Raw genomic sequence first — 19,832 nt, 5'->3', positions numbered from 1 at the left:
TTAGTGCCATTGTCCTTTATTTTTGACACTCTATGCAATTTTCTGAATTTGATCTTGATAACAAGCTACTCGACGCCATTAATAAAATGGGTTACGAAACGCCAACCAGCATTCAACAACAAGCTATTCCTGAAGCACTTCAGGGGCGTGATATTTTAGCATCTGCGCCTACAGGTACAGGTAAAACAGCCGCCTTTTTAATTCCGGCTATTCAATACTTATTGGATTTTCCGCGTCGTGACCCTGGTTTTGCGCGCGTATTAGTAATGACGCCAACTCGTGAGCTAGCTTATCAAATTCATGAACAATGCGAACTACTTGCTAAACGTACTAACCTTAAAATTGGGGTAGTAACTGGCGGTATTAACTATGGTACGCATAAAGAAATTTTTGAAAAAAATAATGACATTTTAATCGCCACCCCAGGGCGTTTAATGGAGTATTTAGAAACCGAAAACTTTCATGCTGAACACGTAGAAATGCTTATTATTGATGAAGCCGACCGCATGCTAGACATGGGCTTTAAAAAAGAAATGAGCCGTATTTGTGACGAAGCTAAAAATCGTCGTCAGTGCTTTTTATTCTCAGCAACCCTTGAAGGCGACAGTGTTGAAAGATTTGCTGAAACAACGCTAAACGATCCAGCATTGCTTGAAGCCGAATCGTCACGCAAAGAAAAGGCTAAAATTCACCAGTGGGTACATTTAGCCGACGACTATCATCATAAACTTGAGCTGTTAGTTAATACCCTTAATGGCCCAGACGTAACTAAAGCCATAGTGTTTGTTAAAACCCGTGAGCGCCTTGAAACACTAATTGGTGAACTAACAACTAACGACGTTAAAGCAGCCTGGTTACGCGGCGAAATGCCGCAAGACAAACGCATGAAAGCGATGGAAAACTTCCATAGCGGCAAAACCCGTATATTAGTTGCTACCGATGTAGCGGCGCGCGGTATCGACGTGGCTGATATTAGCCATGTAATAAACTTTGACCTACCACGCACAGCCGATATATACGTACACCGTATTGGCCGTACAGGCCGCGCTGGTAAAAAAGGCATCGCTCTTTCACTGGTTGAAGCGCACGATATTGGCATTCTTTATAAAATAGAGCGCTATATTGAGCAAAAGCTTAAACGCCGTGTTATTAAAGGCTTAGAGCCAAAGCATAAGGAAGCTAAGCCTCCGGCTAAAAAGCGTAAAGATCCGGTTAAAATGAAAGCGAAGAAAAAAGCTAAAGTTAAAAAGAAAAAGTAACTTAAGCGCATACTGTAATTAGTATTATATTAGCCGACAAAAATGTCGGCTTTTTAATGCCTGATCCCCCATAACTGCATGGTTTAGGGCTATGTAATCTCTACTTAGTTTTATGTAACAATTGCCCACCTGAATTCCCACTTAATAAAATAGCCTTTATTTTCAGTACATTAAATATGGAACGATAATTGTAACTATCATGGTAACTCTGCCTAATTTGGCTACCCGATTAATTGCAATGTAAGGATATGATTATGAGCCGTTTAAAATTAACTATCGCTTTAGTATCATTTTGTTGTTTGTTTTTATTAGCATGCGCTACAAAAGTGAGTGCTACAACAAATATGGTTGTCGTTAGCAGCCTGGCAACCCAACCTAACTTACAGCAATCGATTACCCACACTTTGCGTACCAACCCTAATTTAGCGCTAAGCGATATTCGCGTGCAAGTTAAAAATGGCGAAGTAGATTTATACGGTAAAGCGCAAACAGGTTTTGAGCGTGCGTTGGCACAAAAGTTTTTAGAAAATATGGATGGGGTAAAAATCATTCGTAACAAAATTGATATTATTTAAGTTTTACTTAAATAACTTACATAAAAAAATGCCGCTTATTGCAAAATAAGCGGCATTTTTTTCAGTGCTCATGTATTTAGTAATCAACCCAAGCTTAGTAATAAGCCAAACAGGATAACTACTTTTTAAGCTATGAGCTCTATTTAGCTCTTTGGCGATTACTCGCTACTTTTGGTTTTGTATTAGCCTTATGAAACTGGCTAAACCCAGTATGGCGCGTTAATGCTGGGCGCCCACCTCGACTACTTCCTTTTGCAGCTCTTTCATCACGCCCTTCTTCTGGCACTAAGCAATTTGGCGCTTTACCTATTAGGTTAGCTTTGCCCATTTTGCGCAGTGCTTCGCGGATCATTGGCCAGCCCGCTGGATCGTGATAGCGTAAAATTGCTTTATGTAAACGACGCTGGCGCGCACCTTTAGGCACAGGTACTACTTCGGTATTATTTTTAATATTACGCAGTGAGTTCATCTCGGTATGATAAATAGTGGTCGCATTTGCCATAGGAGATGGGTAAAAATTTTGTACCTGATCAAGCTTAAAGTCGTTCGACTTAAGCCACAAAGCCATGTTTACCATGTCTTCGTCTTTAGTACCCGGGTGCGCCGAAATAAAGTATGGAATTAAATACTGTTTTTTACCCGCTTCTTTTGAGTACTTATCAAATAACGCTTTAAACTGATCGTACGCTCCCATACCTGGCTTCATCATTTTTGATAATGGCCCATCTTCGGTATGCTCTGGCGCTATTTTTAAATATCCACCTACATGGTGAGTAACTAATTCTTTAACGTAACGTGGATCTTGCACGGCTAAATCGTAGCGTACACCCGAAGCGATTAATATTTTTTTAATGCCTTTAACTTCACGGGCTTTTTTATACAGTTCAATTGTTGGCGTATGATCGGTATCCATATGCTTACATATTTCAGGGTATACACACGATAAACGTCGACAGGTACTCTCTGCTTTTTTGCTAGTACAACCCAATTTATACATGTTGGCTGTTGGGCCACCTAAGTCAGAAATAACCCCGGTAAACCCGGGTACTTTATCTCTAATTTGCTCAATTTCTTCAATTATTGATTCTTGCGAACGGCTTTGAATAATCCGCCCTTCATGTTCAGTAATCGAACAGAAGGAGCAACCACCAAAACAGCCTCGCATAATATTCACTGACGTTTTAATCATGTCGTAAGCTGGTATTTTTGCATCCCCGTAGCTAGGATGAGGAATACGTTGATACGGCAAACCAAATACGGCGTCCATTTCATGTGTTTCTAATGGATATGCTGGCGGATTAACCCAAATAGAACGATCGCCGTGGCGCTGAAAAATAGCACGGGCACAACCTGGGTTGGTTTCTTGATGCACAATACGCGAAGCATGTGCATACAATGGCTTATTCACACTTACTTGCTCAAACGCAGGTAATTTAACGTAGGTTTTTTCCCATGGCTTAGGGCGCGCTGGCTGAATAGTAATAACCTTGGCGGCTTCGGCTTTTAAGTCTATACCTGCTTGTTTAAATTCTGATTTGCTACAGCCAACATCATCTGCGCCATACGGGTTTGGAATGGGATCAATTTTACCTATTTTATCAATAGCGGTAGAATCACTGCCACGCCAACCTGGTAGCGGCTCTTTACGAATAACCGCAGTCCCTCGTACATCTTGAATGGTATCGGTACTTTCGCCCGCTGCAATGCGATGAGCAACCTCAACCAGTGGGCGCTCCGCATTACCGTATATTAAAATATCGGCTTTAGCGTCAAACAAAATACTACGACGCACTTTTTCTTGCCAATAATCGTAATGAGCAACACGGCGTAAACTTGCTTCAATGCCACCTAAAATAAGTGGTACATCTTTATACGCTTCGCGGCAACGTTGTGAGTAAATGATTACCGCACGATCAGGGCGTTTACCACCAATGTTGTCTGGCGTATAGGCATCATCATGGCGCATGCGTTTTTCAGCAGTATAACGGTTAATCATCGAGTCCATGTTGCCAGCGGTTACACCAAAAAATAAATTGGGTTTACCCAGCGCCATAAAAGCTTCTTTAGAGTCCCATTCTGGTTGAGCAATAATACCCACTCTAAAACCTTGCGCCTCAAGTACACGGCCAATTACTGCCATCCCAAAACTAGGATGATCTACATAAGCATCGCCACTAATAATAATTATATCGCAGCTATCCCAGCCAAGTGCATCCATTTCTTCGCGTGTAGTAGGTAAAAATGGTGCTGTGCCATAACACTCAGCCCAATACTTTGGGTATGAGAATAATGCGCGCTTAGCTTTAAGTGTGCTCATAAAATTGACCGTTTAATAACAAAAGGCGCAAATTATACCCTATACCAATCTACCTTGATAGAGCACTACTTTGCTGTGCCGCGCGGTTTTAAAGTGAAGTTTCGTTATTTTTTAGCACTCATACACCTCAATTAACTATTACTTTTTATAGGTTGTGGCTAAGTATCTAGTTAAATTAAAAAATAGCTGCTATAAAATTAACCTCGAAAGTTAAGCACACCCGAGTTAATATGCTAAATTAATAATAAGTTATGAGTTTGTAACCTAATTTATCTGAGGGTTTTTTATTAAAATATTAAAAATGTTAGTGCAACTTTTATTAGTTTTACTCTTACTTTTTATCGTTATTGGCCTATTACTACCCCAGAGCTATAACGTCACAAAGAGTATTAACATTAATGCCAATACGCACATAGTAAAACCCTTAATCACTGACTTTTCGCAGTGGCATAAATGGTCGCCTTGGAAGAAGCTGGATCCCTCTGTGGAATTTTCCTTAGGTGAGCCAAGCACAGGGGTTGGTGCTCATCAATCATGGCAAAGTAAATGGGGCGCAGGTGAAATGACCACCACAGCGTTAAGTGCAAACAAAATGGTGTTGAATATTTTATTTGCTCAAGAACATATTATTGCCGCTAATGTAATATTTACGCAAAATGCAAAAACGGTCACGGTTACTTTTCAAATTACGGGGCAAGCTACGCTGCCTTTAGTTTCTGGGTATGTGGCTGTGCTTAGTGAGCACATTTTAAGTAACGCGGTATCACTGGGGCTCAATAATTTAAAAACAGTAGCGCAGCTAAGTGATGCACAAACAATAATGGAAAGTCATGGCAGTCAAAACCGCACAAGCAAGAATTAATCTCGCTAATACCATAGAGTCGTTACTGGGCTATCCTATTATTAAAGTAGGCAATAATGAGGCATCCCATAATAATGAACAAAGTTATGGCCCCCAAGGCAAAGTTAAACCGCTATATCGCATTAATAGCGACAATACCGTTTTAGCTAGAGCACAAAAAAGACAAGACTTACTGCTCATTAAGCAACAGCAAAATATAGAAACAATTTTAGCTATGGCAATGGATTTTTGTCCTGACGTAGCCAGTAGTAAACAACCCGATGCCGATTGGGTAGAACACTTTGTAGCGCTATGTGGTGATACCTCGAATCAATCTATGCAGTCACTTTGGGCAAAAATACTCACCGGTGAAACGCTTAACCCGGGTACTTTCTCAATAAAAAGTTTGCAAACACTTAAGCATATGACCCAGCGCGAAGCTGACTCTCTACAAAAGTGTGTATCCCTCTCTGGTTATAATGAAAAAGACGATAGCCACTTCATTTTACTGGGGTTTTATAAAAAACCATCACTATTTGATTTGCTACGTAAGGGCAATAAAGTATCTTTAAATCTAGGAAAAACAGGGATTAGCTTCCCTGATATATTAACTTTAATGGATTTAAATTTACTATATCGAAAAGAGATAGAGTCTGCGGTACTAAAAACGGGGCAAGAACTTACGTTATCGTTTTTATCACAAAAAGTAACGTTAAAAGCAAAAAATAGCGATTTAGTATTGAGTTATTATAAGTTTACGCAAACAGGTGATGAGCTATCTAAACTCATTAACTACCCGGTAAATAAGGTGTATAAGCAGTTACTTAATAGTGCACTTGAGAGTGAATTTGAACTAGCGTGGCATACTACTAAGTAGCAAAGCCACGCTATATACTATTAATTAGCAGTGTAATTAAAAGTGTACTTGAATGCCCGCAAATGGACCCGATGCATCAATATTAGTGTTAATATCATCAACATCGTCTAGCTCTAATGTCATTGAGCGGTAACCTGCTTTAACAGCAACATCTATTGCTAGATTATCAATAAATTCCCACGCAATGCCCATTTGGTAATCTTGAACTTTGCTATCGTCAATTGCTACAAAGCTGCCCTCAAAAAACACGCTTAAACCGGTAAAAGGTAAGCCTGCTTCAGCGCGGCCGTAAACCAATGGTACAAAGCCTGAAAACTCAACAGTTTCAGTATAATCAACGCCACCTTGTTGCGTAGTACCTTTAACTAAAATCTCACCATCAAACTGCTTAGCGTTAACACCTAAATCGATAGAGATTAAGTCGTTATCAAAGATTTCGTAATAAAATGTGTAATCAATGTGAGTTAAGTCACTTACTGAATTAACCGTAGTACCTACAACGTAATCTGAACCATTAAAAGAAAATGTTTTATCCAGACGTGTAGAGCCGGTAAGCTCAAGCTCTGTGTATCTTAATTTAATATTAGGTACTAATGGCACTGGATGCTCAAGTGCAGCGTAGTAGCTTACGAAGGTTTCATCGTCAAAATTAAAATCTTGTGGTGCATTTCCTTTATAAGAAAAGCTTCCTTCGTTATCCGCTTTCCAACCATCAACACCTACATACAAGCCTAATAAGGTATCAGCTTGCGCTGCAGGTGCTAAACATGCCATTGAAAGGGCTGCTGCTAAACAATACTTTTTCATTTTCTATCCTTGGGTCAATAATTCGCTAAGTTCAATAAGAGCCGCGTTGGCTCTAGATATATAATTTGCCATAACCAGTGAATGGTTTGCTACATAACCAAAACCATTCCCATTTAATATCATTGGGCTCCATACTGTTTCTTGAGTTGCCTCAAGCTCTCGTATAATTTGCTGCACACTTACGCGTGCATTCTTTTTCTCAAGCACATCGGCAAAGTCATATTCTACCGCTTGTAAGAAATGCAATAAAGCCCAAGTAGCACCGCGCGATTCATAAAATACATCATCAATGTCTAACCATGGCGTTTTAGCTTGCTGTTGTAATGGAGAAAAAGTTGCTTGTGTATTTGATGTATTACCCGCTAAATCAGTGTTTACTTTATCTTGGCCTACACTAGCGCTTAAACGCTGACTCAAGCTACCTAAACGCTTTTCAGCTTCTTTTAACCAGCTACGCAAGTTATCGGCGCGAGCATAAAATTGACTGTCACGCTCATGGTCATTCGCTATTTGAGTACGATATACCAATAAGTAATCAATGCCTTTTTGATATTCACCTTCAGCGCTTGGCCACGCCCACGCTTCAGAGCTAATATTAAACTGCGGCTGTGCTTTTTTTAGAGCTTCGTGTTCAGTCGATTGCGATTGCGAACGGCTAAAATCTTTACGCATAGAAAGGGCTAAATCACGCACCATTTCGAGTGCGCCATATTCCCACGCAGGCATATCGTCCATTATTATACTTGGCGGCAAAACATCATTTGATAAATAACCGCCAGGTTTTTCGAGTAACGTACTTGCTACCGTCATTAATGTTGATGTTGTTGTATAACCAATAACAAATTGCTCATTACGTTGTTGCGCTTGCTGCTTTGCTTTTTCTACCACATTAAAACGAGCAGGCTCCGTACTCCAATAAACAGCTATTGCGTAAAAAATAATTAGTAATATAGCTAATGCAGCAACTATTTTCCCTTTATGTTGTGACATTGATCCCCCTAATGATGAGTATGTTGTTTTGATGCTTGTGATTGTTCTGCTTGTGATGCAAGCGATACCACCTCAGCATTCGTAAATACACGGTTGCCATCACTAAAATATAGTGTGAGTTTGCGTTGTTGGCCTACTTTTAACGGTTCTTGTGGTTCAAAAATCATTAAATGATAGCCACCAGGCTTAAAATCGATTTGTTGATGGGCGTTAATTATTAACGATTCAACTTTTTGCATTTTCATCATGCCATCTACGTGCGAGTGTTCATGAATTTCAACGCGGCCTAAGCCGTCAATAGTTGCTTTAGTCAACGTAGCCACAGTATCACTATGATTTATAATACTTAAATAACCTACACTTGAAGTTGTGGCAGGTAAAAACTCCCTTATTTGTGCATTACTGACCTTAATAATAGCAACATCCGCATCGTGATCATGCCCTGAATGTGCCATCAATGATGATGAAAAAAGACTCAAAACCGACAACAAAGCAATTGAAATACATTGTTTAATCACCACTCTAATCCTTGTTAAAACATAATGCTAAGTATCAAATTTAACATAGTTCAGTTGCAATAGTCAGTTAATTTAGAGTTAAGATGCTACTTTTTTGTTATCAGCTACTAACCAGCAAAGTACCGCGATAAATAGTAACGGCCAAGCAATCATCAGTGATCCAAATAAAAATGCCAAAACAGTTCCTACTAATGCAACTACTGCTGCGCCAACTAATCCTATCGTTATGAGTACTGCAACAGCTACAAAAATAATAATAGCCGCTAAAGCTCCTATTAGCTCAAGCCCAGTCCAACTTGTATCTGCAATCCAAAGCGGTAGTTGCCAAGTATCAAAGTGCACCACAGAGACAATATCAGTAAAAAATAGTAAATAAACAACTATGCATACGGCTAACGCTTTCATTTAGCGCTCCTTAATCCAATCTAAATGTAAATTAGCTTAAATTACTTTTTCTTCTAGGCAGCAATGCGCAATCAAATAACCTAGCGCAATTGCAAACGGAAAACTCAAAAATAATAAAATAGTGACAAGTCGTGTTGACCACACAGGCAAATCTAATCGCTGCGCTAAACCACTACACACACCCGATATTTTTTTATTCTGTGGATCTTTGTACCAATCACGTTTGCTGTTAAAGCTATTCATAATAATCTCCTTAAGCACTCTGTTTTAAGTTAGTTTTCAATTCAGCTTTTAAGCGAGCTAACTCTGTATCTACTTGTTCATTTTTCACCAAAGCGTCTATTTGTGCAGCTATAGTATTTTCTGAATCAGTAAGCTCGTACGCTTCTACCTGTGCTTCAATACCTTCTACGCGCTGCTCTATTTTCTCAAATCGAGAAAGTGCATGTGCAACTTTTTCACTTTGTAATTGGCTATTTATTCGTCCTCTTGCAGCCACTATATTGTGTCGCTGTACTAACTGTGTTTGCTTGGCTTTAGCCTCAGCTATTTTTTGTTGCAAATGCTGACAATCTGCAGTCACTTTAGTTATTGATTGCTGCAGCGTTTCTAGTTGCAGCTGCTTTGCTACAACTGTGTTACTAATGGCTTGTTTTTCAAGCAAAGCTGATTTTGCTAAATCATCTCGACCTCTCTCTATTGCTAGCTCAGCTTTATCCTGCCAATATACTAAATTATTATTTTTATTTTCAATTTGACGTTTAAGTGTTTTTTCTTCGCACAACAAAGCCGCTGTCGTAATACGACACTCAGTAAGTGCATCTTGCATCTCGCTGAGCATTAAATTAAGTAATTTTTCTGGATCTTCTGCCTTGTCTAATATCGACACTATATTTGCCTGAACAATATCGGTTACGCGATTAAATATTCCCATGAGATTCTCCTGTTAACTTTTTAAGTGATTACACAGATTAGATTCCAAGAGTTATGCCAAGTAATAACAAAAACAGTAAAACACATTAAATTCAGCATCTTAAACTTATAATTCATAAATTAAAGTGACTTTTAGCTGAATGAAATTAAGTGTAATTAACCAATAAACTAAACTTTTGACTATTTTTTAGGATCAAAAAAGCCATCCGAAGATGGCTGTATTTATTCATTTATTAAATTATTCACTTAGCTGATTATTCAGGTACAAAACTCAAAGCTTTGTCCATTACTGATAAGTCGGCTTGTTTGCCATGGCCATTTTCAGACAGATGACGCCTAAACCCGCGGGCACCAGGCTGCCCCTGAAAAATCCCCAACATATGACGAGCAACATGCCAAAAGTTAGCCCCTAAGCGCATTTCGTCTTCAATATAGCTATACATAGAGCGCACGACATCATGACGAGATTGCGTGTTAGCGATGTCACCGTAAATTTTTTCGTCTACTTCATTAAGTATAAATGGATTGCTATACGCTTCTCTGCCAATCATCACACCATCAATATGCTGTAAATGCTCTAAACTTTGTTCAATTGTTTTAACACCGCCATTAAGACTTAAATCGAGTTGTGGATAATCTTTTTTCAACTGATAAACGCGTGGATAATCAAGCGGCGGTACCTCACGGTTTTCTTTAGGGCTCAACCCCTTTAACCAAGCTTTACGAGCATGAATAATAAAATCATCACAACCAACATTATGCGACGCTTCTATAAGTGCACACAAAAACTCATACGAGTCTTGCTCATCAATACCAATGCGCGTTTTAACCGTAACAGGTATATTTACTTCTGCCTTCATTGCCGCCACACAGTCAGCAACTAATTGCGGCTCGCCCATTAAACAGGCACCAAAACGACCATTCTGCACGCGATCTGACGGACAACCTACGTTTAGGTTAATTTCGTTATAACCACGCTCACCCGCAAGCTTTGCACATTGTGCAAGAGCCTGTGGATCAGAGCCACCCAGCTGCAATGCAACCGGCCCTTCGTGTTGATTAAAGTGCAGGTAGTCGCCTCGGCCAAACAAAATAGCACCCGTGGTGATCATTTCCGTGTACAACACTGTGTGTTTAGTCATTTTGCGATGAAAAGTACGACAATGGCGATCAGTCCAATCGAGCATTGGTGCTACAGAAAAGCGTCTATCGAGTGGTTTCATTGGTACACCGTGCTATATAAGTTTAAGTACATTTCGTTCAATTTAAATATCTCTTTTTTGCTTATTTACACACATTTAGATCTATTATTAAAAATAACTACACCGTAGGGAACAATCAAAAGGGGTGTCTTAGAATATAAAATCAGGTGTATCTGCGCTAAATTCAAGCATTATTATATCAGAATAAGCAAAAAATATAGATAGCATTTATATTGAAAACGTCAGCGTTCAAAGTTCAGCTACTCATTTTCACTTTTTTGCAGACGTAAAAAAGCCCGAATTGTTAGATTCGGGCTTTCTACAATTTGGAGCCTGGCAATGTCCTACTTTCACATAGCAAATGCTACACTATCATCGGCGCTGTTTCGTTTCACTACTGAGTTCGGCATGGGGTCAGGTGGGTCCAAAACGCTATTGTTACCAAGCAAATTAGGGCGTTAATTCGTATTACTACAAATTAACTGAATTTGGAAAATATCTGATAATATTTTTTAAGTCTTTCTGTCAGTAATATCTACTTTAGTTATATTAACTTCTTGCTTGAACTGTCGCATAAAACGCGTTTGGCGTTGTATGGTTAAGCCTCACGGGTAATTAGTACAAGTTAGCTTAATGCCTCACAGCACTTCCACATCTTGCCTATCAACGTTGTAGTCTCCAACGGCCCTTCAGAGAGCTTATAGCTCTAGTGAGAAATCATCTCGAGGCCTGCTTCGCGCTTAGATGCTTTCAGCGCTTATCAGTTCCGAACGTAGCTACCGGGCAATGCCATTGGCATGACAACCCGAACACCAGCGGTTCGTTCACTCCGGTCCTCTCGTACTAGGAGCAACCCCTCTCAATTCTCAAACGCCCACGGCAGATAGGGACCGAACTGTCTCACGACGTTCTAAACCCAGCTCGCGTACCACTTTAAATGGCGAACAGCCATACCCTTGGGACCGACTTCAGCCCCAGGATGTGATGAGCCGACATCGAGGTGCCAAACACCGCCGTCGATATGAACTCTTGGGCGGTATCAGCCTGTTATCCCCGGAGTACCTTTTATCCGTTGAGCGATGGCCCTTCCATTCAGAACCACCGGATCACTATGACCTACTTTCGTACCTGCTCGACGTGTCTGTCTCGCAGTTAAGCTGGCTTCTACCATTACACTAACCGTACGATGTCCGACCGTACTTAGCCAACCTTCGTGCTCCTCCGTTACTCTTTAGGAGGAGACCGCCCCAGTCAAACTACCCACCAGGCACTGTCCGTAACCCCGATTCAGGGGCCAACGTTAGAACATCAAAACTACAAGGGTGGTATTTCAAGGTTGACTCCAACAAAACTAGCGTCTCATCTTCAAAGTCTCCCACCTATCCTACACATGTAGGTTCAATGTTCAGTGCCAAGCTGTAGTAAAGGTTCACGGGGTCTTTCCGTCTAGCCGCGGGTACACAGCATCTTCACTGCGATTTCAATTTCACTGAGTCTCGGGTGGAGACAGCGTGGCCATGGTTACACCATTCGTGCAGGTCGGAACTTACCCGACAAGGAATTTCGCTACCTTAGGACCGTTATAGTTACGGCCGCCGTTTACCGGGGCTTCGATCAAGAGCTTCTCCCTAAGGATAACCCCATCAATTAACCTTCCGGCACCGGGCAGGTGTCACACCGTATACGTCATCTTGCGATTTTGCACAGTGCTGTGTTTTTAATAAACAGTCCCAGCCACCTGGTCACTGCGGCTCCCGTCCGCTTAGAGAGCAAGTCTCATCACAGATAGGAGCGTACCTTCTCCCGAAGTTACGGTACGATTTTGCCTAGTTCCTTCACCCGAGTTCTCTCAAGCGCCTTAGTATTCTCTACCTGACCACCTGTGTCGGTTTGGGGTACGATTCCATATAATCTGAAGCTTAGAGGCTTTTCCTGGAAGTATGGCATCAGCAACTTCATCACCTTAGTGACTCGTCTCGTGTCTCAGGTTTAATGTTCGTCCGGATTTACCTAAACAAACGCCCTACTCACTTTCACATGGACTACCAACGCCATGCTTGCTTAGCCTGCTCCGTCCCCCCATCGCAATTATATCGAGTACAGAAATATTAATCTGTTTCCCATCGACTACGCCTTTCGGCCTCGCCTTAGGGGTCGACTTACCCTACCCTGATTAACATGGGATAGGAACCCTTGGTCTTCCGGCGTGGGAGTTTTTCACTCCCATTATCGTTACTCATGTCAGCATTCGCACTTCTGATACCTCCAGCATACCTCCCGGTACACCTTCAACGGCTTACAGAACGCTCCCCTACCACTCATCCTAAGATGAATCCGCAGCTTCGGTGCATAGTTTAGCCCCGTTACATCTTCCGCGCAGACCGACTCGACCAGTGAGCTATTACGCTTTCTTTAAAGGATGGCTGCTTCTAAGCCAACCTCCTGGCTGTCTGGGCCTTTCCACATCGTTTCCCACTTAACTATGACTTTGGGACCTTAGCTGGCGGTCTGGGTTGTTTCCCTCTTCACGACGGACGTTAGCACCCGCCGTGTGTCTCCCGGATATTACTTTACGGTATTCGGAGTTTGCAAAGGGTTGGTAAGTCGGGATGACCCCCTAGCCTTAACAGTGCTCTACCCCCGTAAGTATTCGTCCGAGGCTCTACCTAAATAGATTTCGGGGAGAACCAGCTATCTCCCGGTTTGATTAGCCTTTCACTCCTAACCACAAGTCATCCCCTAACTTTTCAACGTTAGTGGGTTCGGTCCTCCAGTTGATGTTACTCAACCTTCAACCTGCTCATGGCTAGATCACCGGGTTTCGGGTCTATACCTTGCAACTATTCGCCCAGTTAAGACTCGGTTTCCCTACGGCTACCCTAATCGGTTAACCTCGCTACAAAATATAAGTCGCTGACCCATTATACAAAAGGTACGCAGTCACCCAACAAGTGGGCTCCTACTGCTTGTACGTACACGGTTTCAGGTTCTATTTCACTCCCCTCACAGGGGTTCTTTTCGCCTTTCCCTCACGGTACTGGTTCACTATCGGTCAGTTGGGAGTATTTAGCCTTAGATGATGGTCCACCTATATTCAGTCAAAGTTTCACGTGCTCCGACCTACTCGATTTCACTTAAAATGTCTTTTCATGTACGGGACTATCACCCTGTATCGTGGCGCTTTCCAGCAGCCTTCCATTAACACATAATAAGCTTAAGGGCTGTTCCGATTTCGCTCGCCGCTACTTTCGGAATCTCGGTTGATTTCTTTTCCTACGGGTACTTAGATGTTTCAGTTCTCCGCGTTCGCCTCGTTAACCTATGTATTCAGTTAACGATACCTGCAAGCAGGTGGGTTTCCCCATTCGGAAATCCTAGTCTCAAGTGCTTTTTACTAGCTTGACTAGGCTTATCGCAAGTTAATACGTCCTTCATCGCCTCCAACTGCCAAGGCATCCACCGTGTACGCTTAGTCACTTAACCATACAACCCAAACGGGTCTTTGTTGTGTGACAGTTTAACTTCGCCAGAAGTCAATATTGAATACTAAAGTAGATACCAATCAATCAACTCATAAGAGTTAACTAAATGGCACTGAATGGTACTGCTACCATTCTTTTTTTTACTTTTGAAAACTCTTGATAAATACAATGTATCTATCAGAATTTTATTATCAGCTTTTCCAAATTTTTAAAGAGCATATTAATTAGTTATCCCGAAGGACAAGCACTAATTAACAATCATCTGTGTGGACACTACGAACAAATAAGTTCTAAATCGTATAAGGAGGTGATCCAGCCCCAGGTTCCCCTAGGGCTACCTTGTTACGACTTCACCCCAGTCATGAATCACTCCGTGGTAAACGTCCTCCCGAGGGTTAGACTATCTACTTCTGGAGCAACCCACTCCCATGGTGTGACGGGCGGTGTGTACAAGGCCCGGGAACGTATTCACCGCGTCATTCTGATACGCGATTACTAGCGATTCCGACTTCATGGAGTCGAGTTGCAGACTCCAATCCGGACTACGACGCACTTTAAGTGATTCGCTTACCTTCGCAGGTTCGCAGCACTCTGTATGCGCCATTGTAGCACGTGTGTAGCCCTACACGTAAGGGCCATGATGACTTGACGTCGTCCCCACCTTCCTCCGGTTTATCACCGGCAGTCTCCTTAGAGTTCTCAGCATTACCTGCTAGCAACTAAGGATAGGGGTTGCGCTCGTTGCGGGACTTAACCCAACATCTCACAACACGAGCTGACGACAGCCATGCAGCACCTGTATCAGAGTTCCCGAAGGCACCAAACCATCTCTGGTAAGTTCTCTGTATGTCAAGTGTAGGTAAGGTTCTTCGCGTTGCATCGAATTAAACCACATGCTCCACCGCTTGTGCGGGCCCCCGTCAATTCATTTGAGTTTTAACCTTGCGGCCGTACTCCCCAGGCGGTCTACTTAATGCGTTAGCTTTGAAAAACAGAACCGAGGCTCCGAGCTTCTAGTAGACATCGTTTACGGCGTGGACTACCGGGGTATCTAATCCCGTTTGCTCCCCACGCTTTCGTACATGAGCGTCAGTGTTGACCCAGGTGGCTGCCTTCGCCATCGGTATTCCTTCAGATCTCTACGCATTTCACCGCTACACCTGAAATTCTACCACCCTCTATCACACTCTAGTTTGCCAGTTCGAAATGCAGTTCCCAGGTTGAGCCCGGGGCTTTCACATCTCGCTTAACAAACCGCCTGCGTACGCTTTACGCCCAGTAATTCCGATTAACGCTCGCACCCTCCGTATTACCGCGGCTGCTGGCACGGAGTTAGCCGGTGCTTCTTCTGTCAGTAACGTCACAGCTAACGGGTATTAACCGTTAACCTTTCCTCCTGACTGAAAGTGCTTTACAACCCGAAGGCCTTCTTCACACACGCGGCATGGCTGCATCAGGCTTGCGCCCATTGTGCAATATTCCCCACTGCTGCCTCCCGTAGGAGTCTGGGCCGTGTCTCAGTCCCAGTGTGGCTGATCATCCTCTCAAACCAGCTAGGGATCGTCGCCTTGGTGAGCCATTACCTCACCAACTAGCTAATCCCACTTGGGCCAATCTAAAGGCGAGAGCCGAAGCCCCCTTTGGTCCGTAGACATTATGCGGTATTAGCAGTCGTTTCCAACTGTTGTCCCCCACCTCAAGGCATGTTCCCAAGCATTACTCACCCGTCCGCCGCTCGTCAGCAAAGAAGCAAGCTTCTCTCTGTTACCGCTCGACTTGCATGTGTTAGGCCTGCCGCCAGCGTTCAATCTGAGCCATGATCAAACTCTTCAATTAAAAAGTTTTATGTCTTTCGACAGCTCAATGAATTCTGAATTTATTTTAATATCTTTCGATATTGAATTGACTGTGCCGAAGCAACTTATAAATAAGTTACTTCTGTTGGTCACTCAGTTTTCAATTGAGACTCTAATTTGTTTGCCTCGCTACCTAAGTAGTTTGGCTGTTAGAACTCAATCTGTACGAGTGCCCACACAGATGATTGCTTTATATTGTTAAAGAACGTTTTGAGTCGCTTTAGCGTCTCAAGGGATGCGTATAGTACATCCTTTATTTTTCGAGTCAACACTTTGTTTTAAACTTTCTTTTTGGAAGATTTAAAACCGAAGTTTTATTTAACTCTCTAAGTAGTTCGTGCCTTGCTATGCGTTGGCGTTTCCCTTCTCAGTGGGGTCGCATTATAGGGAGATCCGAAAACAGATCAACTGTTTTTTAAAGAAAACTTGAAATAAACTGCTGTTCGTTTGATATTTAAACCAAACGATTAAAAACAATACTAAACCATCAATACTTTGGGTAACACGGCTTGTTTTTATATTCTAAGCTGGTACTAAGTAGTGCATTATTTTAAGCACTACTCTAATTGCTCTGGGTAATATAAGGTGTACCTATTACACTACGCACATTAAACATGTACAAATAGTAAACAAAACTAAAAGTAGTGAGTTGTTTGTAGCTAATAACCTACATATTGAAGAGTTAGAAAAAGCCAACGTACTTTTAATGCAGTTTAAAACTAATGACCTTCATTATTTTACCATATAGCACTGAGGCTATTATTATAGGTATTATTTACTTGCTCATTTACTACAAGCAAATATCCAAACAAGCGTTACCACCTATCAATGTAGAATAACCACACTTATAAACGCGCTCTCTTTAAAATTAAACGTGCTACTACATATTCAACCTCGAAAGATAAACACGCCTTAGTGAATAGCTTTAACAAACGCGTTTAATTTAAACACTGCAACTTAAATACAGTGTGATATTATATCAAGGTAGCATAAGGATAAGAGAACGATGAATATAGAATCACTCGTAAGTAAAGCAAAACAAGTATGTGACAACCGTGGTGCGCGATTTACACCTATCCGTGAAAAGGTATTTCGTTTACTTGCAAGTGCGCAAGGTGGTGTGGGCGCGTATGATTTGCTCGAGCAATTAAAAGTAACAGAAACTGGCGCTAAACCTGCCACGATATACCGTGCATTAGATTTTTTGGCTGAGCTTGGTTTTATTCATAAAATTGAAAGCACCAATGCATTTATGTTGTGCCATCATTTTGATCATATTCATCCTGTACAGTTATTAATTTGCGATACCTGTGGTTTTGTTAAAGAACTGCATTCAACCGTTATTTCGCATGAGCTAAATAGTTTAGCTGCGGAAGGTGGGTTTGTTGTATCGGCGCAAACAATAGAAGTACATGGAAGGTGTGAGTCTTGTAGAGCAGCCTAGTCTTATTAGCTATATAAACATTTTATATAGCTATTTTTTAGCACCAATTTAAGAGTAATTTATATGAATGTAGAGTTCATCAACCCTTTTTTATCTTCTTTGATCAATGTATTAAGTACAATGGCTCAAACACAATTAAAGCCAGGTAAGCCACGCATAAAAACTGATGAGAAAGCCTGTGGCGATGTATCAGGCCTGATCGGAATGGTTGGTCCGCAAACACGAGGCTCTTTTTCAATAACTTTTGATGAGCAGTTAGCACTAACTATCATGGAGCGTATGCTTGGCGAACGTCCGGATAGTATAAATGAAGAAGTGACCGACATGGTAGGCGAAATTACTAATATGGTTACAGGTGGCGCTAAAAACTTATTGGGTCAAAAAGGTTTCGACTTTGATATGGCAACCCCAATAGTTGTATCTGGTAAAGACCATACTATTACCCATAAAAGCCAAGGTAAAAAAATACTCATGCCATTTACCTGCGATGCGGGTAACGCCAATATTGAAGTGAGTTTCGATAAGTTATGAGTTGGCAACAAAAAGTCATTACTTTAAAACCTCGTATCCGAGGTTTTCATTTAATTGATAACGAAATACTCATTCAAATCCCCGAACTCACAAATTACAAGGTGGGTTTACTGCACTTATTTATTCAACACACTTCAGCTAGCCTGACCATTAATGAAAATGCCGATCCTACTGTACGTATGGATATGGAGAGCCACTTTAATGAATTTGTTCCACAGTGCCAACCCTATTATCGTCACGATTATGAAGGTGACGACGACATGCCAGCCCATATAAAAACCAGTATTTTAGGCTGTGAGTTAAGCATTCCTATTACAAATGGCTATTTAGCTCTAGGTATATGGCAAGGTATTTATTTAGGTGAACATCGAGACAGCGGTGGTTCTAGGCGGATTGTAGCAACTATTCAAGGCGAGTTGTTTTAACAAGTCGCCTCATCCACTCTTACACTTAACTCCCGCCGCACGCCCATTAATTACCACAGTAAAAACACATCACTTTATTGGTAAAGAACTTGCTCTTCGCGAGTAACTATCGTTGCTAATTACTAAAGGCTTTAACGCAATTTTTATCGAATGCATAGCGAGAAAACCTAGTGTTCTTCAGTCGCTGGATAGTTCACTGCATATGAAATCAGATAGAGAAAGATTGTATTTAAAATAAGAATTTTTTTATGGCTTTTTATTTAGGGATATTTTTAATAGATATAAAAGATTGGAGCGGTACACGAGGCTCGAACTCGTGACCTCGACCTTGGCAAGGTCGCGCTCTACCAACTGAGCTAGTACCGCATTTTTACTTCTAGTTATATAAATAACTTCAATTTCTTTTGGTCAGAAATTGGAGCGGTACACGAGGCTCGAACTCGTGACCTCGACCTTGGCAAGGTCGCGCTCTACCAACTGAGCTAGTACCGCATTTTTACTTCTAGTTATATAAATAACTTCAATTTCTTTTGGTTAGAAATTGGAGCGGCACACGAGGCTCGAACTCGTGACCTCGACCTTGGCAAGGTCGCGCTCTACCAACTGAGCTAGTGCCGCATTATAAAGTAGTCAGTAATTCGTCCGTTGCTGCGCGACAAGTCGCGTTCAACATTCTAGCAACTGAGCTAGTATTGCTTTATATTTAAACAACTCAAACACACTAACCCCGCGTGGGTTATCGTCTTGAGCGGGGCAGGATTCTACAATAATACAGTGTGTTTGCAAGTGTTTTTTATAAATTAAAGAATTTTTCTCTATAGACCTTTAATTCCATAATCGAATCTTTAATGTCGTCTAGCGCAAGATGTGAGCCTTTTTTATTCACTTGTGCAAGTACCTCTGGTTTCCAGCGACGCGCGAGCTCTTTAATTGTGCTTACATCTAGATTACGATAGTGAAAAAAGTCTTCCAATTCGCGCATATATTTATTCATAAAGCGACGATCTTGCCCTATGGAGTTACCACACATCGGTGATGCACCTGCAGGTACCCATTGTTTTAAAAAGGCTATTGTTTGCTCAACCGCATAGGCTTCGTCGTAAGTACTTGCCTTGCAGCGTGCTGTTAAACCCGATTTTCCATGCTGAGTGGTACACCACTCATCCATACTATCAAGTAACTCATTACTTTGATGAATGGCAATAGTTGGTCCTTCAGCTAATATATTCAAATCAGCATCAGTGACAACGGTCGCAATTTCGAGTATTTTATCGGTCTCTGGTTCGAGTCCGGTCATTTCAAGATCGAGCCAAATTAAGTTTGATTTATTAATATTCATAATTACCTAAGCGGTGCTTTCCTTTAGATCC

At 41.6% G+C, this 19,832-nt stretch carries 16 protein-coding genes, 3 tRNA genes and 3 rRNA genes; 7 read left to right on the top strand and 15 right to left on the bottom strand.

Annotated features, from left to right (window positions below; genetic code table 11):
* Positions 1 to 32: 32 nt before the first annotated feature.
* Complete coding sequence (gene srmB / locus PTRA_RS02630) at positions 33 to 1,259, top strand: ATP-dependent RNA helicase SrmB (RefSeq protein ID WP_058372586.1); 1,227 nt, start codon at positions 33 to 35, stop codon at positions 1,257 to 1,259.
* 254 nt (positions 1,260 to 1,513) lie between these two features.
* Positions 1,514 to 1,834, top strand: coding sequence for a BON domain-containing protein (locus PTRA_RS02625; RefSeq protein WP_011327212.1), 321 nt, complete (start codon positions 1,514 to 1,516; stop codon positions 1,832 to 1,834).
* A 139-nt stretch (positions 1,835 to 1,973) separates the two neighbouring features.
* On the opposite strand, the gene PTRA_RS02620 is transcribed toward PTRA_RS02625, so the two are convergent.
* Complete coding sequence (locus PTRA_RS02620; RefSeq protein ID WP_058372585.1) at positions 1,974 to 4,151, bottom strand: YgiQ family radical SAM protein; 2,178 nt, start codon at positions 4,149 to 4,151, stop codon at positions 1,974 to 1,976.
* Positions 4,152 to 4,452: 301 nt separating this feature from the next.
* Here PTRA_RS02620 and PTRA_RS02615 point away from each other — a divergent pair, with 301 nt between their 5' ends.
* A complete protein-coding gene (locus PTRA_RS02615; RefSeq protein WP_011327210.1) occupies positions 4,453 to 5,013 on the top strand; it encodes an SRPBCC family protein in 561 nt (186 codons plus the stop codon).
* Positions 4,982 to 5,869 (top strand): TIGR03899 family protein, encoded by an 888-nt coding sequence (locus PTRA_RS02610; protein WP_011327209.1) that lies wholly within the window; start codon positions 4,982 to 4,984, stop codon positions 5,867 to 5,869. Before PTRA_RS02615 ends, PTRA_RS02610 begins: the two co-directional genes overlap by 32 nt.
* Positions 5,870 to 5,905: 36 nt before the next feature.
* Here PTRA_RS02610 and PTRA_RS02605 read toward each other — a convergent pair whose 3' ends face one another.
* The 10 genes from PTRA_RS02605 to PTRA_RS02560 all read right to left on the bottom strand — a co-directional run bounded on the left by PTRA_RS02605 (position 5,906) and on the right by PTRA_RS02560 (position 16,042).
* Positions 5,906 to 6,676 carry a TIGR04219 family outer membrane beta-barrel protein gene (locus PTRA_RS02605; RefSeq protein ID WP_058372584.1) on the bottom strand — a complete coding sequence of 257 codons (771 nt, stop codon included), beginning with the start codon at positions 6,674 to 6,676 and terminating at the stop codon, positions 5,906 to 5,908.
* Positions 6,677 to 6,679: 3 nt separating this feature from the next.
* Positions 6,680 to 7,666 (bottom strand): DUF2333 family protein, encoded by a 987-nt coding sequence (locus PTRA_RS02600; protein ID WP_058372583.1) that lies wholly within the window; start codon positions 7,664 to 7,666, stop codon positions 6,680 to 6,682.
* Positions 7,667 to 7,674: 8 nt separating this feature from the next.
* Complete coding sequence (locus PTRA_RS02595; RefSeq protein ID WP_058374501.1) at positions 7,675 to 8,184, bottom strand: copper chaperone PCu(A)C; 510 nt, start codon at positions 8,182 to 8,184, stop codon at positions 7,675 to 7,677.
* 78 nt (positions 8,185 to 8,262) lie between these two features.
* Positions 8,263 to 8,589, bottom strand: a complete 327-nt coding sequence (locus PTRA_RS02590; protein ID WP_058372582.1) for a hypothetical protein — start codon at positions 8,587 to 8,589, stop codon at positions 8,263 to 8,265.
* 36 nt (positions 8,590 to 8,625) lie between these two features.
* Positions 8,626 to 8,832, bottom strand: a complete 207-nt coding sequence (locus PTRA_RS02585) for a PspC domain-containing protein (protein WP_058372581.1) — start codon at positions 8,830 to 8,832, stop codon at positions 8,626 to 8,628.
* A gap of 10 nt (positions 8,833 to 8,842) precedes the next feature.
* Entirely contained in the window at positions 8,843 to 9,523 is a 681-nt protein-coding gene (locus tag PTRA_RS02580; RefSeq protein ID WP_058372580.1) for a PspA/IM30 family protein, read from the bottom strand.
* Positions 9,524 to 9,776: 253 nt separating this feature from the next.
* Positions 9,777 to 10,745 carry a tRNA dihydrouridine(20/20a) synthase DusA gene (dusA, locus tag PTRA_RS02575; RefSeq protein WP_083497492.1) on the bottom strand — a complete coding sequence of 323 codons (969 nt, stop codon included), beginning with the start codon at positions 10,743 to 10,745 and terminating at the stop codon, positions 9,777 to 9,779.
* A 310-nt stretch (positions 10,746 to 11,055) separates the two neighbouring features.
* A 5S ribosomal RNA gene (gene rrf / locus PTRA_RS02570) occupies positions 11,056 to 11,170 on the bottom strand.
* A gap of 148 nt (positions 11,171 to 11,318) precedes the next feature.
* Positions 11,319 to 14,207: ribosomal RNA gene (locus tag PTRA_RS02565) — 23S ribosomal RNA — on the bottom strand.
* A gap of 299 nt (positions 14,208 to 14,506) precedes the next feature.
* Positions 14,507 to 16,042 (bottom strand): 16S ribosomal RNA (locus tag PTRA_RS02560).
* The 16S, 23S and 5S rRNA genes sit together here, the layout of an rRNA operon.
* A gap of 1,026 nt (positions 16,043 to 17,068) precedes the next feature.
* On the opposite strand from PTRA_RS02560, the gene PTRA_RS02555 reads away from it, so the two are divergent.
* The 3 genes from PTRA_RS02555 to PTRA_RS02545 all read left to right on the top strand — a co-directional run bounded on the left by PTRA_RS02555 (position 17,069) and on the right by PTRA_RS02545 (position 18,462).
* A complete protein-coding gene (locus PTRA_RS02555) occupies positions 17,069 to 17,506 on the top strand; it encodes a transcriptional repressor (RefSeq protein WP_058372579.1) in 438 nt (145 codons plus the stop codon).
* Between the two features lie 63 nt (positions 17,507 to 17,569).
* Positions 17,570 to 18,037, top strand: coding sequence for a chemotaxis protein CheX (locus PTRA_RS02550; protein WP_011327200.1), 468 nt, complete (start codon positions 17,570 to 17,572; stop codon positions 18,035 to 18,037).
* Positions 18,034 to 18,462, top strand: a complete 429-nt coding sequence (locus tag PTRA_RS02545) for a secondary thiamine-phosphate synthase enzyme YjbQ (RefSeq protein WP_058372578.1) — start codon at positions 18,034 to 18,036, stop codon at positions 18,460 to 18,462. Before PTRA_RS02550 ends, PTRA_RS02545 begins: the two co-directional genes overlap by 4 nt.
* A 290-nt stretch (positions 18,463 to 18,752) precedes the next feature.
* Here PTRA_RS02545 and PTRA_RS02540 read toward each other — a convergent pair.
* From PTRA_RS02540 to orn, 4 genes are all read right to left on the bottom strand, one after another.
* A tRNA-Gly gene (locus tag PTRA_RS02540) sits at positions 18,753 to 18,828 on the bottom strand.
* Positions 18,829 to 18,878: 50 nt separating this feature from the next.
* Positions 18,879 to 18,954: transfer RNA gene (locus PTRA_RS02535), tRNA-Gly, on the bottom strand.
* Positions 18,955 to 19,004: 50 nt separating this feature from the next.
* Positions 19,005 to 19,080 (bottom strand) — tRNA-Gly (locus tag PTRA_RS02530).
* 175 nt (positions 19,081 to 19,255) lie between these two features.
* Positions 19,256 to 19,801 carry an oligoribonuclease gene (orn, locus tag PTRA_RS02525; protein WP_058372577.1) on the bottom strand — a complete coding sequence of 182 codons (546 nt, stop codon included), beginning with the start codon at positions 19,799 to 19,801 and terminating at the stop codon, positions 19,256 to 19,258.
* Positions 19,802 to 19,832: the final 31 nt, after the last annotated feature.

The sequence above is a fragment of the Pseudoalteromonas translucida KMM 520 genome, from assembly GCF_001465295.1.
In the GTDB taxonomy this organism is placed as follows: Bacteria; Pseudomonadota; Gammaproteobacteria; order Enterobacterales; family Alteromonadaceae; genus Pseudoalteromonas; species Pseudoalteromonas translucida.
This window is presented reverse-complemented; position numbering and strand designations above follow the sequence as displayed.

Bases quoted from the DNA above. Each gene is read 5' to 3' on its own strand.
- PTRA_RS02605 (WP_058372584.1), bottom strand. From the start codon at position 6,676: ATGAAAAAGTATTGTTTAGCAGCAGCCCTTTCAATGGCATGTTTAGCA.
- PTRA_RS02545 (WP_058372578.1), top strand. From the start codon at position 18,034: ATGAGTTGGCAACAAAAAGTCATTACTTTAAAACCTCGTATCCGAGGT.
- PTRA_RS02585 (WP_058372581.1), bottom strand. From the start codon at position 8,832: ATGAATAGCTTTAACAGCAAACGTGATTGGTACAAAGATCCACAGAAT.
- PTRA_RS02610 (WP_011327209.1), top strand. From the start codon at position 4,982: ATGGCAGTCAAAACCGCACAAGCAAGAATTAATCTCGCTAATACCATA.
- srmB (WP_058372586.1), top strand. From the start codon at position 33: ATGCAATTTTCTGAATTTGATCTTGATAACAAGCTACTCGACGCCATT.
- PTRA_RS02555 (WP_058372579.1), top strand. From the start codon at position 17,069: ATGAATATAGAATCACTCGTAAGTAAAGCAAAACAAGTATGTGACAAC.
- PTRA_RS02600 (WP_058372583.1), bottom strand. From the start codon at position 7,666: ATGTCACAACATAAAGGGAAAATAGTTGCTGCATTAGCTATATTACTA.
- dusA (WP_083497492.1), bottom strand. From the start codon at position 10,745: ATGAAACCACTCGATAGACGCTTTTCTGTAGCACCAATGCTCGATTGG.
- PTRA_RS02550 (WP_011327200.1), top strand. From the start codon at position 17,570: ATGAATGTAGAGTTCATCAACCCTTTTTTATCTTCTTTGATCAATGTA.
- PTRA_RS02580 (WP_058372580.1), bottom strand. From the start codon at position 9,523: ATGGGAATATTTAATCGCGTAACCGATATTGTTCAGGCAAATATAGTG.
- orn (WP_058372577.1), bottom strand. From the start codon at position 19,801: ATGAATATTAATAAATCAAACTTAATTTGGCTCGATCTTGAAATGACC.
- PTRA_RS02620 (WP_058372585.1), bottom strand. From the start codon at position 4,151: ATGAGCACACTTAAAGCTAAGCGCGCATTATTCTCATACCCAAAGTAT.
- PTRA_RS02625 (WP_011327212.1), top strand. From the start codon at position 1,514: ATGAGCCGTTTAAAATTAACTATCGCTTTAGTATCATTTTGTTGTTTG.
- PTRA_RS02590 (WP_058372582.1), bottom strand. From the start codon at position 8,589: ATGAAAGCGTTAGCCGTATGCATAGTTGTTTATTTACTATTTTTTACT.
- PTRA_RS02615 (WP_011327210.1), top strand. From the start codon at position 4,453: ATGTTAGTGCAACTTTTATTAGTTTTACTCTTACTTTTTATCGTTATT.